The sequence below is a fragment of the Leptospira noumeaensis genome (assembly GCF_004770765.1).
Lineage (GTDB): Bacteria > Spirochaetota > Leptospiria > Leptospirales > Leptospiraceae > Leptospira_A > Leptospira_A noumeaensis.
The window spans coordinates 1,303,016-1,317,096 of the sequence record NZ_RQFK01000026.1 but is presented as its reverse complement, the minus strand read 5'-3'; the positions used below and the strand labels follow the sequence as shown (position 1 = coordinate 1,317,096).

12 protein-coding genes are annotated in these 14,081 nt (G+C 37.2%); 7 read left to right on the top strand and 5 right to left on the bottom strand.

The features are described 5' to 3' along the window. The first annotated feature begins 15 nt into the window (after positions 1–15). Both EHQ24_RS14395 and EHQ24_RS14390 read left to right on the top strand, forming a co-directional pair. Positions 16–3,753 (top strand): adenylate/guanylate cyclase domain-containing protein, encoded by a 3,738-nt coding sequence (locus EHQ24_RS14395; RefSeq protein WP_135602259.1) that lies wholly within the window; start codon positions 16–18, stop codon positions 3,751–3,753. Continuing rightward, positions 3,750–5,837 carry an adenylate/guanylate cyclase domain-containing protein gene (locus tag EHQ24_RS14390; RefSeq protein WP_135602258.1) on the top strand — a complete coding sequence of 696 codons (2,088 nt, stop codon included), beginning with the start codon at positions 3,750–3,752 and terminating at the stop codon, positions 5,835–5,837. The genes EHQ24_RS14395 and EHQ24_RS14390 overlap by 4 nt, the downstream gene beginning before the upstream one ends. 1 nt (position 5,838) lies before the next feature. Here the strand turns inward: EHQ24_RS14390 and EHQ24_RS14385 are convergent, their stop codons facing one another. After that, positions 5,839–6,195 (bottom strand): hypothetical protein, encoded by a 357-nt coding sequence (locus tag EHQ24_RS14385; protein ID WP_135602257.1) that lies wholly within the window; start codon positions 6,193–6,195, stop codon positions 5,839–5,841. A gap of 117 nt (positions 6,196–6,312) precedes the next feature. On the opposite strand from EHQ24_RS14385, the gene EHQ24_RS14380 reads away from it, so the two are divergent. From EHQ24_RS14380 to EHQ24_RS14360, 5 genes are read left to right on the top strand one after another with little or no spacing between them, the layout of a single operon-like run. After that, positions 6,313–6,828: a helix-turn-helix transcriptional regulator gene (locus EHQ24_RS14380; protein ID WP_135602256.1), complete on the top strand. Its 516-nt coding sequence runs from the start codon at positions 6,313–6,315 to the stop codon at positions 6,826–6,828. 51 nt (positions 6,829–6,879) lie between these two features. Beyond that, a complete protein-coding gene (locus EHQ24_RS14375; RefSeq protein ID WP_135602255.1) occupies positions 6,880–8,442 on the top strand; it encodes a peptidoglycan DD-metalloendopeptidase family protein in 1,563 nt (520 codons plus the stop codon). Then, complete coding sequence (locus EHQ24_RS14370; RefSeq protein ID WP_135602254.1) at positions 8,439–10,370, top strand: ankyrin repeat domain-containing protein; 1,932 nt, start codon at positions 8,439–8,441, stop codon at positions 10,368–10,370. The genes EHQ24_RS14375 and EHQ24_RS14370 overlap by 4 nt, the downstream gene beginning before the upstream one ends. Next, on the top strand, positions 10,370–10,804 hold the full coding sequence (locus tag EHQ24_RS14365) for a Crp/Fnr family transcriptional regulator (protein ID WP_135602253.1): 435 nt from the start codon (positions 10,370–10,372) through the stop codon (positions 10,802–10,804). The genes EHQ24_RS14370 and EHQ24_RS14365 overlap by 1 nt, the downstream gene beginning before the upstream one ends. Continuing rightward, positions 10,794–11,312 (top strand): Crp/Fnr family transcriptional regulator, encoded by a 519-nt coding sequence (locus EHQ24_RS14360; protein ID WP_135602252.1) that lies wholly within the window; start codon positions 10,794–10,796, stop codon positions 11,310–11,312. The genes EHQ24_RS14365 and EHQ24_RS14360 overlap by 11 nt, the downstream gene beginning before the upstream one ends. 8 nt (positions 11,313–11,320) lie before the next feature. Here the strand turns inward: EHQ24_RS14360 and EHQ24_RS14355 are convergent, their stop codons facing one another. Genes EHQ24_RS14355 through EHQ24_RS14340 form a run of 4 tightly spaced genes read right to left on the bottom strand, consistent with a single transcriptional unit; the run spans position 11,321 to position 14,079 of the window. Beyond that, positions 11,321–12,031: an SDR family oxidoreductase gene (locus EHQ24_RS14355; RefSeq protein WP_135602251.1), complete on the bottom strand. Its 711-nt coding sequence runs from the start codon at positions 12,029–12,031 to the stop codon at positions 11,321–11,323. Next, positions 12,028–12,942, bottom strand: a complete 915-nt coding sequence (locus EHQ24_RS14350; protein WP_135602250.1) for a CE1 family esterase — start codon at positions 12,940–12,942, stop codon at positions 12,028–12,030. The genes EHQ24_RS14355 and EHQ24_RS14350 overlap by 4 nt, the downstream gene beginning before the upstream one ends. Next, a complete protein-coding gene (locus tag EHQ24_RS14345) occupies positions 12,939–13,475 on the bottom strand; it encodes a hypothetical protein (protein ID WP_135602249.1) in 537 nt (178 codons plus the stop codon). Before EHQ24_RS14345 ends, EHQ24_RS14350 begins: the two co-directional genes overlap by 4 nt. Continuing rightward, a complete protein-coding gene (locus EHQ24_RS14340; RefSeq protein ID WP_135602248.1) occupies positions 13,465–14,079 on the bottom strand; it encodes a hypothetical protein in 615 nt (204 codons plus the stop codon). The genes EHQ24_RS14345 and EHQ24_RS14340 overlap by 11 nt, the downstream gene beginning before the upstream one ends. Positions 14,080–14,081 lie beyond the last annotated feature (2 nt).

Below are 14,081 nucleotides of genomic sequence, written 5' to 3'. Positions count from 1 at the left end.
CTTAGTAGCCTACCTATGAAGAAAAGAGTCTTTTTGTTATTCCTATTCGGCCTGTTCTTTGGATTGTCTCATTGTAAGGAAGTCAATCGCAACAAACCAATCGCAAAAGAAGGAAAGATGGACTTGTCTTCATGGGACTTCAATAAAGATGGAAACATCACCCTAGATGGAGAATGGGAATTTTATTGGAAACAAACAAACACTAGCATACAAATTGATTCCGAATTTGGCAAAGAACCAAAATACATCTACCAAACTGTTCCTTCCAATTGGAAAGGAGTCGATTGGTTTGGTGAAACCCTAGATGGATTTGGTTATGCGACATATAAGTTAAAAGTTTTTTTCCCACCAAACACACCAGCTCTGGCCTTTCATAACCTCGACTTGTCTTCAGCATACAGGTTGTACATCAATGGCAAACTAATCGTGGAACAAGGTAGTTTCGGAATCAATCCAAACTATTTTGAACCATCGTATAAATCAGTGTTAATGGATTTAGAACCAATCTCTGGTGAAACCGAAATTGTTTACGAAATATCCAACTTCCATTATTCCAAGGGTGGATTTTGGGAAAGTATGGAAATTGGCGAAAGACGAATGTTATACGACAAGGTCAATCGCAGTTACCAAACAACTTCCTTTCTAGCAGGAAGTATTTTCCTTTGGGCATTGTATCACTTGGGACTATTTGTGATGCGAAGGCAGGACAAAGCCAGTCTTTTTATCTCATTATTTAGTTTACTCATCGTTATGCGGCTTCTTACAATCGGCGAAAGGAATATTCTTAGCATATTTCCCGATATGCCGATGGACTTTCTCATTCGTTTAGAATTTGCAACCATCTATATTGCAACAATTGTTTTTGCTTACTTTTACCGGTTGGTTTTTCCAAACACAGTGGGCCAAAGGACTATGTGGGTGTTATACATCCTCATCACACCGTTTCTAATATCGTTATTTTTACCGGTTGCCGTTTTCAGTGCCAAAATTCACTTTTTCCAACTATTTCTCATCTCTGTCTGTGTTCGAATCACAATCGCCATCATCATGGCGTATCGTTCTGATACGGTTGGGGCTGGTTTATCCCTCATTGGATTTAGTTTTGTATTTGGAACTGTGGTTCATGACATCCTTTACCAAAATAATGTCATCAATACAATGAACTTAACCCCATTTGGGTTTTTAGGTTTTATTTTGTTCCAAGGTTATATCCTTTCCTATGGATTCACAAGGGCCTACCTTTCCATTGAAAAACTAAAAGAACGATTAGAAGTTTCCAACAAAGAACTAAATATCCTCAAAGAAGGATTAGAAGACATTGTTGTAGAAAGAACTCAAGAATTAGAAAGTTCAAAAGCAAATATTGAACGTCTGAACGAATTTGCTAAAACACTCAACACTTCCCTCGAACTAGATAGTATTCTCAAAAAAGCTTTTGATTATTTGAATGATGAAGTTTTTTGCGACTCGATGATTTTGTTACTCGTTGATTCCGAAAATTCCAAACTCATATATCACAAATCCGTTGTATCACCTAACTCTGGTATGACATTAGAATCTAAATTACAAGGGATGAGTTTCCCACTCGATCCTACTGCGGGTTTATTTTATCATGTTTATAAAAGGAACAGACCTTTCCGTTTTGCAAAAGTTTGGGAATCGCGGCTCAACGAATCCAACCAAAAGTTTGTTCAGTTGATTGGAAAACATCCTGGTATGATCATCCCTCTCAGTTCCCAAGGGAAAGTCATTGCCATGTTAGCCATTTTTAGCGCACAAAAAGGTACAAGTTTTTCCAGATCCCAACTCCAGTTAGTGGAAAATACAGCTGAAAACATCGCAACTGCAGTCACAAACTCCATCCTTGTGGAAGAAATGAACCGAGAAAAGTTCATAGCAGAAAATGCAAGGATGCAAATGGAGAATGCAAAAAACGAAGTAGTCAAACTCAACGAATTTACCAAAAAAATCAATTCAGAGTCAAGCCTCTCACAAATCATCGAAGAGATGTTTAACTATATTTTAAAAACTTTTGAAATTGAAGCCACTCTCCTGCAACTCATAGATCCAAAGAAAAAAGAACTTTACACTTACAATACAACCATTCCTCCTTATGCAACCGAAGAACAACTGCTATATGCAAAATCTTTCAGAGTTCCCCTAAACGAAAAAGGTGGAATCATTTACAAAACGTATGCACGAAAAAGAGCATTGTTTGTTCCCAAACCACCTAAAAAATACGAATCCGAGTTAGACGAACAAATTTTCACAAAACTCAGCCTTACTTCCTTTGTGGCGGTTCCTCTTGTGGTTCAAAACGAAGTGATTGGTATGGCGTATTTCACTTCCTATCAAAAACCAATGGAAGTCACACGCGAAGTTTTAAGAAGGATTGCCGGTTTTTGTGACCAAATTGCGGGAGCCATCCAAAACTCTTTATTATTACAAATTACAGAAGCCGAACGCAAAAAATCAGAACAAGCAAAAGCAGAAATTCAAAAAATGAATGAGTTTGCAAAAACTGTAAACTCGCAAAACAACTTAGAAAACATTCTCGCAGAAATATTTGGATTTATCCGCAAAAACTATAAAATCGAACATTGTGTTCTCTATTTTCTAGATAAAGAATACAATGAATTCAGATATTTAAACCATTCTGGATTTGATCTGTTAATTGATGATAATATAAACTATTTCAAATCACTTCGTTTTCCTCTTAGAGAAGAAAGTGGATTTGTATACAAATGTTACCAAAGAAAACGTCATTTTTATATGAAACATGTTCCGAAGTCCATGCCATTTGCAATCGACAAACAAATCACAGAAAAATCAGGTATGAAAGGATTTCTGATTTCACCACTTGTGAATAATGACGAAGTTGTGGCCATGGCAGTTTATGGAATTAGTGATGAAAACATCCAATTGAGTACCGACGAAGTGGATTCCATTGTCGGTGTTTCAGAACATATTGCCAGTGCGATCAACAACCACTTTTTACTTAAAAAAATCGAAGAGGAAAAACTAAGATCGGATTCTCTTTTACTCAACATCCTTCCTAAAAACGTAGCCGAAGAATTACAAAAAAAAGGCCGAGTGAATCCGGTTGAATTTGAAAACGTTACCTTACTAATGACTAGTTTTCCAGGGTTTTCACAAATTACGGGCCAACTCACACCAGAAGAACTCATCGAAGGCTTGGATTTATATTTCTCTCGTTTTGACGAAATCATCAAAGCACAAGGAATGGAAAAACTTCGTATGACAGGAGATATGTATCTTGCAGCCGGTGGACTTCCTGTAGGAAACTTTACTCACGCAGTAGATGCTTGCCTTGCCGCCTTACAGATCAAAGACGAAGTCAATCGAATGATAGAAGACTTTAAAGACATTCCCTTCCGACCGAATGGGATCACAATTGCCATCCACTCAGGTCCAGTGGTTGCTGGTGTGATCGGAAAATCTAAGTTTAATTATGATGTATGGGGAAAAACAGTCACACAAACGCAAGCCATTCGACGTGGTGGTGTGGGTGTTCCTATCAATATCTCACAAGAAACAATGGAAAAGGTAAAACGACTGTTCCATATCGACAACCAACGCCAAATCAATACCTATGAAGGAGATCAGTTCCCTATTTATGAATTGTTGTCCTTAAAACCGGATTTGTCGGATGATACAGGATCGACGCCGAATGAAAAATTTGGAAGGTTATACACCCAACAAAAACGGGGAGCAAAAATTCTAATCAAATGATTTACGGACTTTTTGCCATCGCGATTCTTTTTGTAGGAATTCTTTACGGAATGTTTTCTTTATACAAACAAAAAGAAGATAAGGAAAAAATTATCTCTAACTTGTTAGATGAAGTTGGTGTATTAAAGGAAGAAATCATCCAAAAAGAAAAGGAACTAGTCAGCACAAAATCCATCTCTGAAGATTTTTCTGACAAACTAGTCGATTCCTATAGCCAACTTTCTGATTTGGATGGACTGCTTCGAGAAATCAATTCTGCTTCCGACTTAAAAGAAATCTTGAAAATTTTAGGTCGATACATTCGGGAAAAATTCAAAGTCCCTCATTATCTTTTGTATGTTTATAAACAAGATCTAGAAACCTTAGAATTTTTTCACAGTAATTTCCCTGAAGAACTCACTGCCAAAGCAAAAGAAGAAATTATGGGGAGGCAAATTCCCGTTTCAGATTCTTACGTTACCATGTATGCACATGCTTATGTGAGAAAAAGAAAAAGAAGTTTTTACATCCAAGATTTTGAATCTTACAAAACAGAAGGTGTGGAACTTGCCAACAAACAATCAGCCAATTTAAAATCCCTTTTGATTGTACCTCTTTATTTACGTAACAAATTTATTGGCACCTTGGATTTGTTAGATTATTCTGGAATTTTTGAACTCACGGAACAACAACTCAATCAAATCAAAATCATTGCTGATTATATTGCAGGAACCATCGAAACCGGATACCTTTTGGATGAACTCAAACAAGGAAATATCACCATCCAAAAAGAAAAAGAAAACATAGAAACAAACAGGTTAAAATTAGAAAACCTACACCGTTTCAATAGAAAAATTAACTCTTTTTCCCAAATCGAAGATATTACAAGAGAAGTATTTACTTATCTCAAAATCAATCACCGAGTGGAATTAGGGTTTATCCTTCTCGTAGATCCCAAAACCAATACTTTGGTACCACTCATGGAAGGTGCAGAAGTTTTCAACAAAGGACTGCTGGTAAGTAATTTCCTTCGAACCTTTCGGCCAGTCCTTTCACCAAACATTGGTTCACTCTACAGAACGTATGAAAAACAAAAGCCAGTTTATTTAAAAAAATCAATTAGATGGAAACAACTCTCAACGATTGATACTTCGATTGTAGAAAGTTTTAAATTAGAACTTTTTGGACAAATCCCACTGGTAGTGCAAGGGCAAACCATCGGAATCATTTGTGTCACAAGGCTCACAAGAGAACAGGACTGGACAAAGGATGAATTTTCAGAAATCACATCTTTTTGTGAACAGGTAGCGGGTGCAATTCACAACGCAAACCTTAGGCGAGACTTAGAAAAGGAGCGAGAAAAAACCCTCCATTTCATTCGGAACATCCTTCCTGGTGATTTAGCAGATGAACTCATTGAACGTGGAGAAGTGGTTCCCATGGAATATGAGTCCGTCAGCATTCTATTTACTGATTTTAAAAATTTTACAAAAGCTGCAGAGTCTCTTTCTCCAGAAGATCTTATCGAACAATTGGATGGATGTTTTTCTCAGTTTGATGATATCTCGATTCGTCACAATTTCGAAAAATTAAAAACCATTGGTGATTCCTATATGGCAGCGGGAGGCATCCCTCAGGGGAATTTCACACATCCCGTAGACGCCTGTCTTTTTGCTATGGAAATCAAAGCCTTTATGACACAAATCCGCTCCTTCAAACAAATGTTAGGTCAGGAATTTTGGGAGATTCGAATTGGGATTCATACAGGTCCAGTTGTTGCGGGAGTTGTCGGAAAAACAAAATTTGCATATGATGTTTGGGGAGATACTGTGAACACCGCCAGTCGTATGGAAAGTTCGGGAGATGCTGGTGAAATCAATCTTTCAGAAACTACATATGATAAGGTAAAACGATTTTTTGAATGCGAGTATAGGGGAAAAGTAAAAGCTAAAAACAAAGGTGAACTGGGGATGTATTTTTTAAAACGATTGCGTCCTGAATTTTCAAGAGATGCCGAAGGAATGGTTCCCAACCAGATTTTTCTCGACTTATATAAAAATTTGCAGATTGGTGCAAAGATCATCTACAGACAAACGGGATCTTAATTTAATTTCCTCCGCCAGAAGAAGAGCTTGAACCACTCCCTGAACCTGAACTAGAGTTTCCTCCTCCACTATTTCCTCCGCCAGAGGAAGAACTACTGGAACGAGAGTAAGAGCCACTTCTTGAGGAAGTCACTGGGCATTTTTCATAACAAATCATGTACAAACTCACACATGTCACTGTGGTGGCTGCAGCATTGTCCAATTGTGGTGCCAAAGCAAGGGCACAAACATACTGTTCGCGGACACAACGATCCATACACTGAGTCCTTGTTTCATAGTTTTTGGAAGAAGAACATCCCTCAAAGAGCAGAACAAATCCAAAATAAAGAAACCAAATTTTCAATTCCCATCGATCCATGTAAGTAGGATCTCATGGATTCTAGAATCCTTCCATGGAGGAAAACCGCAAATGTGGGTACTACCTAAGAAACTGACTTGCGTATCCAAGGACTAGTCACAAAGTTTAGATAGAAACATGGAGACTCGCCAAGTTAGAATTCTTTTTTTAGCATTTTATGTTTTATCTCTGATTGTTTGGATTGCTGAAGAGGTTTTCACCTTAACCAACCCAGCATACTTTGATCGGTTTCGAATTATCATTGCCACGGTAGAATCCTTTATCGCCATCTCTTCCTTTCTTGTAGTTTTCATTCTCTACAAAGAACTGAAGGCTGAGGCTGTGGAAAATGTTCATGCCAAATCTCAGATCCATGACTTAAAACGAACCAACAGGATCTTAAAAAATCCTGAACTAGGATTCTGGGCAGAGGCAAAAGCCCAAATGGAAGAATGGAAATTGTCCGAGGCAGAAACAGAAATTGCCATCCTACTACTTCGCGGGTTCTCTCAAAAACAAATTGCCGCCGTCCGAAAAAAAAGCCTCCGCACCATAGAAAACCAAACAGCGTCTATCTATGAAAAATCTTCCATGAGGGGAAAATTGGAATTTATTTCGTACTTTTTAACTCCCCTTCTGCCCGAGGAAGACTAAACAAAAAACCTTGACCATTCCCGTTTTCTTTGTTTTTTTTTAGATTGTTTTATGAAAAATCAGAGAATCCTCATCACGTCTATTTTTCTATTGTTTGGTTCCTTACCCGTTTTTTCTCAAAACAATCTGGAAGAAAAAGACAAACAAAGGCAATCCGGCCTTGTCACAACAAACCAAAAGAAACAAGAAGAAATTTTACAAAAATACAATGACTTTGTGGGTCGTATCCAAAACCGATTTCCTGGTCTCAAAATCACATCTTCCCCTATCGACTTAAAATCTGCAGAAGGAATTTCCGACCATAACGCAAACCCCGGCGCCAAAGATAAAAAATCTAAATCCTTATCTGCCATCGCTTCCGAAAGTTTTTATCTACAACTAGAACCTACTGATAGCCTTTCTTCTCGTTCGAAAGTAAAAGTCAAAAAAGGAGAATCTGTAGAAGTGGTGATGGTTCTCAAACAAGATGTAACCTCAAAAACAGAAAAACCCCATTGGGTGCTTTTACGAACCAAGTCCAAACAAGAAGGATACATTACCCAAGATCTACTTTCTTCCAACAAACCAGCAGTTAAGTCAAGAAACACAGATGGATTGTCCTTAGATTTATCAACTCTCACGGGAAGAATTTCCGAAACACCTAACAATCAATATTCGGATTCAAAAAAAGGAAAAACTATGTGGGTGGAGGCAAGTTCACTCAATATGAGGGGAGAACCCGATGTCAATGCCTATGTTGTTGCAAGATTACCCAAAGGCCTCAAAGTTAAAATTGAATCATCTAGTTCCAATGAAGAAACCATTGATGGAATTACATCGCAGTGGCATCAAATTTCTTCTGCTTATGGAAATGGCTGGGTGTTTGGTGGTTATCTAAGTGCATCGGAAGTTGTATCTTACGAAGTCCAACCAGGAGAAATTTCCTATCCACAAGAAAATCCCGATGAATTGAAAACGGGAGAAAAAAGATATGTTCGTTCCACAAGTCTCAGAATGCGAGACGAACCTAATGATTATGGTTCGGTTGTAACCACAATTCCGGGAGATGAAAAAATCAAAATCATTGATACAAAAAAAGAAATAGAAACCATCGGTGGTGTTAGATCTAAATGGTTGTATGTTTCTTGGAATGATGAATGGGAAGGTTGGGTGTTTGGTGGATTTGTTTCCAAAGAACGCGGCCCACTTGTAGATAACGATGACATTTCCAAATACTTTCAAATTCCAGTCGATAACGACCGTTATGTATCTTCCAACTTTGGAACTAGAGTAGATCCTGTTACTGGTAAAGTTGGTGCTTTTCATTCAGGGATCGATTTACCAGCCTCCATCGGTACTCCCATCAAAGCAGTGAGTGATGGAAAAGTTTGGAGAACCATAACAACTAGCGGTGGTTATGGGATGCTCACAATCCTAAGCCATAAAAACAATATATTCACCTATTACGCTCACCAAAATGAACGCCAAGTAAAAGAAGGTGACAGTGTCCGATCTGGCGATATCATTGGTCAGGTAGGAAATACCGGAAAATCCACCGGTCCACATTTACATTTTGAAGTTAGGAAAGGCCCCGACCAACAAGCTTTGGATCCAGATGCCTATTTACCCAAATGAAACATAAACTTTTTACTTTTAGTTTTCTCCTTTTATTCATTTCTGCTAACAGCGTTTTTTCACAAAATAACCCTGCGGAAACTATCGAAACGGCTCCTCCCGATATGGTACAAATTTTAACCAAAGGGAATTTAAAGGAGTTTGAAACAGCCATCAAAAATGGTGGTGACATCAATGCCAGTGATGAATCAGGAAAAACTCTCTTAGTCCTTGCAGTAGAAAAAAACAAACCAAAACATTTTGAGATTTTATTAAACAATGGTGCAGATCTCAACAAAAGAGATTTATCCGGCAAAACATTGTTACATTATGTAGTCACTTCTCGATTCACAAACCAAATCAAAACCATTGTGGAAAAAGGAGCCGATCTGAATGCTTATGATGCGGACGGAAATACAGCTCTCCATGTTGCCGTTTTAAAAGCCAATCTCGCCGTACAAAAGTTACTCGTGGAAAGCAAAGCAGATGTGAACCTCAGAAACAATCCAAGGAAATCACCACTGTATTTGGCCTTTGAAAAATCAAAAACTGACTCCATCACTTACCTCTTACAGAATGGCGCCGACATCAATCTCCCCGACCTTACAGGAAGGACTGCTGTTTTTGTATCGATCGATCAAAAAAACTTAAAACTTTTAAACTTAAGTTTGGATTCGAATGCAAATCCAAACACAGAAGACACAAAGTCCATTCGCCCAATTGTGTTTGCGATTGAAAAAGGTTTCACACAAGGATTAGAAGTTTTACTGAACCGTGGCGCCGATGTGAATTCTAAAACTCCAGAAGGAGAATCTTTACTTTTTTATGCAGCCGAAAAAAAGAACCTAACCGCCATCAGCTTATTATTAAAAAAAGGTCTGGGTGTTGATACCAAAAGTTTAAGTGGAAAAACGTTATTTGAGCTCGCGTTACAAAAAAATGATTCCAATCTATTAAAATTAGTTTTGGATTCAGGTGCTAATCCCAACCAAATCCTTTCCACAAACAAAATCCCCTTAGAAGAATCTATTGAATCTGCGAAATGGCCTGTTGCGGAAATTCTAATTCAAAAAAATGCAGATGTATTAACACCTAACTTAAGCGGATACCTTCCCATTCATTTAGCATCTAGGAAATCTGGATTAAAGATTGTAGAAGAGTTACTGAAAAAAAATGTCCCAGTCGATGTACTAAATGAAAAAACTGGGGAAACAGCACTCAGTTTAGCCTTAGAAAACAAAAATTTGAATGTTACAAAATTTCTTTTGTCTAAAAAAGCCAATCCGAATCACAAACAAAAAGATGGTTCCAGTTTGGTTTTTGCTACAATTGAAAGAAAGGATGCTGATGGATTTAAACTTCTAGTTAGTGCTGGCGCAGACCTCCAATCTTTAAACGAAGAAGGTGAAAACTTAATTATAACGGTTTGTAAATTGGATATTGATAAAAAGGAACAAAAGTTTGCTGATGAAACGATCAAACTACTTGTCACAAAATCAGTAAATCCCAATACAAAAAACAAACGTGGGTTAAGTGCACTTCACATTGCTTTAAATCGAAATCGAATCGAAACCATGTCACAACTAATTACCTTAGGTGCCGATCCTAACCTAACAGACAATAACGGGATGACGGTTTTACACAAAGCCATCCAAAAGTTTTTATCATCCAGAGAAAATACACAAACGGAATCGTATAAGAAACTAGTACTATTCCTAGTGGAAAGACGAGCGAATCTAAACCAACAAGACAAACTAGGGAAAACTATACTTTCCGAACTAGCAATCCAGTTTGATCCTGGTAAAAGTGATTCCATTTTGGAATTGGCGAGAGTCTTCGTTTTAAACGGCGGAGATCCTAAGTTAGAAGATAAAACAGGAAAATCACCTCTGGAATATGCAGAGGAAAAAAGATTACCGGAACTGATTGAGATTTACCGCGGCCTTTAATGTCCATTCCTAAAAAAGACAATAAAATCAACATCTTTGACTTCGTGAATACTGTCCCTACAAAGACATTCAAACGAGGAGAAATTATAGTTAGAGAAGGTGAACCGTCTAACGAGAAGATGTATTTCATCTTAAGTGGTTCTCTTTCTGTAGGTATGGGAGCACCTGACCAAGGAAATTTCCATGAAGTGAGAAAACTCGCTACTGGAGAATTTTTTGGAGAGATTGCCCTGATCTCAAGCCATCCAAGAGCCATGACTGTTTTTATTGAATCAGACCGTGCGCAACTTGGAATTTTAGACAAACAGAATTTAACTCGAATTGCAAATTCGAACCCTATGTTTGTTTATGCTCTATTACAAACTTACGTAGAACGTTTGATTGAAGCAGAACAAAGATTAAAAGATCTTACGGAGTCAAGTGATGGGACTTAAAGAATCTCTCGCAAAACTAAGTATGATCAATATCAAACGTGGAGAAGTTCTCTTTAAAGAGGGAGTTCCATCCAACGGCGCAATGTTCTTTTTATTTGAAGGACAGTTAGATATTTACAAACAAATCGAAGGGAAACATATCAAACTTAGAAGTATCTTACCAGGTGAATTTTTTGGTGAGATGGCAATTATCAATAACAGTCCAAGAGCCGCATCCATCGTAGTGGTTTCGGAAACCGCAAAACTTGGAATCATCAACCGAACCACTTTTGTTCAAATGAGTCAGGAAAGTCCGGAATTTTTATTTTTACTTCTTAAAAAAGTAATCGAAAGACTTTATGAAACAGATGGAAAAATCAGAGCCATCAAACGCCAGCAAGACGAAGACTCGATAGTTGCAAAAGTCACCTCAACATCGAATGATTCTTCGGCTGAAAATGCAGAAGGTGATGGATCAGAAACCCCTATGGATCCATTTGTCGAAAATGAAACTCCTGTCGGAGAATGATCTTTCAGTTAATTCTGTTTTTTTCTTTTTAACTTAAAAAGTTCGGGAGAAATTTGAATTTCTGGAACCACCCAACCGTTATCATTTACAATCAAATTTTCAATCACTTCCGCGATTTGATTGGGCAGTAAATATGAATTTGGATCTTCATCCGGTTCAAAATTCAAATTTTTATAAAAATCTGTTTTTGTTATATCAGGGATGATCAAGTGAACTTTTACTCCAAACTTTCTTAACTCAGCAAACAATTCTCTAGCAAAGTGATGAATTCCTGCTTTGAGAGAAGCATATACATTCCCCCAAGGTGAAATTTCTTTTCCTGCCACTGATCCTATGAATAGAATACGACCACGGTTTTGTTTTAATGATCTTGTGAATGCACTGGTAAGTAACATTGGTGCGGTGAGATGAAGACTGACCATCTCTCGGATTTTTTCAGAAGAAAGTTCTTCCACCGGTGCAAAATAAGCTAATCCCGCATTATGAATCAGTAAACTAATGTCTTTTATTTCTGGAAAATTAACGATAAAATGATCTATCTCCTTAGAATTTGAAAGGTCACAAGCCATTAAATGAAACAATTCATGAGTAAATTTACAAGTTCCTGGATTTCTAGATATTCCATAAACTTTATATCCATGGCAAACTAACATTTGCGAGATGGAAAGTCCAATCCCACGAGAAGCCCCGGTTACTAGAGCAATTTTTGGTTTTGTCACAGGTTTTCCATAAAATCCCAAACAAGTTTGGATCCATCGATTACTTTTGTTGTTTTTCCTTGGTCGATAAAGGGAATCATGGGTTTTTCTCCAGGCCAACTATGACCTAGTCCATTTAATTGAATTAAACCAACTTTAGTATTATCAACGCAGGATTCATATCGAAGAAAATCTATCTTTAAATCGACAAAGTCTTCTCTATAACTTTCTGTTTTTTTAGTTACGGTTTCCGTACAAGAGTTCCATTCTTTCCATCTTAGTATAGAGTCATCTACGGAAAGAATCTCACCACCATCTCTCACATAACCTCCACTAAATGGAACAAGTGGATCTTCAGTGCCTGCCATAATTCCAACGGAAACTGTCTTTGTTTTTAAGATTTGTTTTCTTTTAAGAGTAAATACAGAAATTTGTGCTGCCACACTCAAAACCCCTTTCCATAATTCAGGTTTTTCTACTGCCAATCTTTGTGCCATAAAACCGCCATTAGAATGACCCACAAGAAAAACTTTCTTAGCATTCACGGAACCTTCCGCAATCAATCGTTTCACCAAAAGTTCGATGAAAGTTACATCATTGATTTGATTTTCATCTGCAGGAGTATTTCCTCTTCCATCGGCCCAACTTCTTTTGTAACCATCGGGAAAAACGACAATAAAACCTTTTGAATCAGATAATAAATCTAACTTTGTTTGTAAAATCATCGAAGAGCCAGATCCAAACCGTCCATGAAGAGCGACTAACATTGGTATTTGTGATCCATCCCAGTTTTTCGGATAATGGACAATATAAGTTCTTTTATGGCCTTGAATTTCGATAAAATCCGATTTTTCATTAGAAGTTAGTTTTCGATTCAATCCCATACAAGATAAAACAAAACTAGAGAATAACAATAAAGAAAGGATTCTCATATTTCTTTTATCTCCAATTCTGTAGCCTCAATTAATTGTTCTTTATAAACTTGATTAGGCCATTGTAAAACCATTATGATGATAACAGGAATCCCCCGCCACTGATCCATTCCGATTTCATAAATTGATTCTCTTTCAATATCACCGAGTTTGGAATAACGAAATGTAATGGTTTGTTCTGTTCGAATATGAGAAGGGATCAATCCTCCCGACAAAAAAGTTGCAAGTAAATTCAAACGGTGGATCCATATATATTTATATGTTGGTTCTTTTTTTTGAAGGATTAATTCCAACTCTGAATCAGAATTGGGATCTATAGTGAGACCTCTTTTCAACAAGGTCTCCAAAATCGCTTTTTTTTCCTGCTCATAACGATAAAACCCAGTAAATACAACCCTCACTTTTTCCTTTCCAATTGATGACAATTTACGTTCTTTTGATGTGACCTGATCAGGAAAAGCTGCACAACTAAAATAAAATATAATGATCACTAGATGCAATAAAGTATAAACTTTAGAATCATTATTCACCATAAGAGTCCCCTAAAAATTTAGAAACTTTTTCCGTGAGTATCGGTTTCCATTCTTTTCGATCGTCACCCCACATCAAAAGTAAAGATACCCAACCAAACAAGCGATAGGACTCCATTGGATACCGATATTCTTTTTCCAGTTTTCCTTTTTTACTCAATCGAAAGACCAAATAATCATCATCCCGATCGATATCTGGAATCACAAAAAAAGTACTAAATGCTAAAAAACGGTTCAATAAATAAAGTGCCAATCTTTCAGGATTTCTCTCCGGTAAATAAGAAACAGGTTCTATTGATTCACCCAAAAAAAGGACGAATCTCGGACTTGATTCTAATATAATTTGAACATGAAGATCCGTATTTGTTTGATTTTGGTATCTCAGTGATGTGAACTTTCCAGAATTTTGTAAAGCAGCCAAAATGTAAGAAACTCTCCGACGATCCGCTTCACTATCCCAACCAATCAACTCATAACTAAGAGACTGATCCTTAACATACTTTGAAAAATCAACCTTAGGCCTTTCCGTTGAATAAAAAACTGCGCAAGAAGAAAGAGTCAAAAAAAAACTAAAAATCCCGATGTAATGCAGAATGATTTTATACATTT

What these genes read in the sequence shown, in the direction of transcription:
- EHQ24_RS14395 (WP_135602259.1), top strand. Translation starts at nt 16, where the DNA reads ATGAAGAAAAGAGTCTTTTTGTTATTCCTATTCGGCCTGTTCTTTGGA.
- EHQ24_RS14390 (WP_135602258.1), top strand. Translation starts at nt 3,750, where the DNA reads ATGATTTACGGACTTTTTGCCATCGCGATTCTTTTTGTAGGAATTCTT.
- EHQ24_RS14385 (WP_135602257.1), bottom strand. Translation starts at nt 6,195, where the DNA reads ATGGATCGATGGGAATTGAAAATTTGGTTTCTTTATTTTGGATTTGTT.
- EHQ24_RS14380 (WP_135602256.1), top strand. Translation starts at nt 6,313, where the DNA reads ATGGAGACTCGCCAAGTTAGAATTCTTTTTTTAGCATTTTATGTTTTA.
- EHQ24_RS14375 (WP_135602255.1), top strand. Translation starts at nt 6,880, where the DNA reads ATGAAAAATCAGAGAATCCTCATCACGTCTATTTTTCTATTGTTTGGT.
- EHQ24_RS14370 (WP_135602254.1), top strand. Translation starts at nt 8,439, where the DNA reads ATGAAACATAAACTTTTTACTTTTAGTTTTCTCCTTTTATTCATTTCT.
- EHQ24_RS14365 (WP_135602253.1), top strand. Translation starts at nt 10,370, where the DNA reads ATGTCCATTCCTAAAAAAGACAATAAAATCAACATCTTTGACTTCGTG.
- EHQ24_RS14360 (WP_135602252.1), top strand. Translation starts at nt 10,794, where the DNA reads ATGGGACTTAAAGAATCTCTCGCAAAACTAAGTATGATCAATATCAAA.
- EHQ24_RS14350 (WP_135602250.1), bottom strand. Translation starts at nt 12,942, where the DNA reads ATGAGAATCCTTTCTTTATTGTTATTCTCTAGTTTTGTTTTATCTTGT.
- EHQ24_RS14345 (WP_135602249.1), bottom strand. Translation starts at nt 13,475, where the DNA reads ATGGTGAATAATGATTCTAAAGTTTATACTTTATTGCATCTAGTGATC.
- EHQ24_RS14340 (WP_135602248.1), bottom strand. Translation starts at nt 14,079, where the DNA reads ATGTATAAAATCATTCTGCATTACATCGGGATTTTTAGTTTTTTTTTG.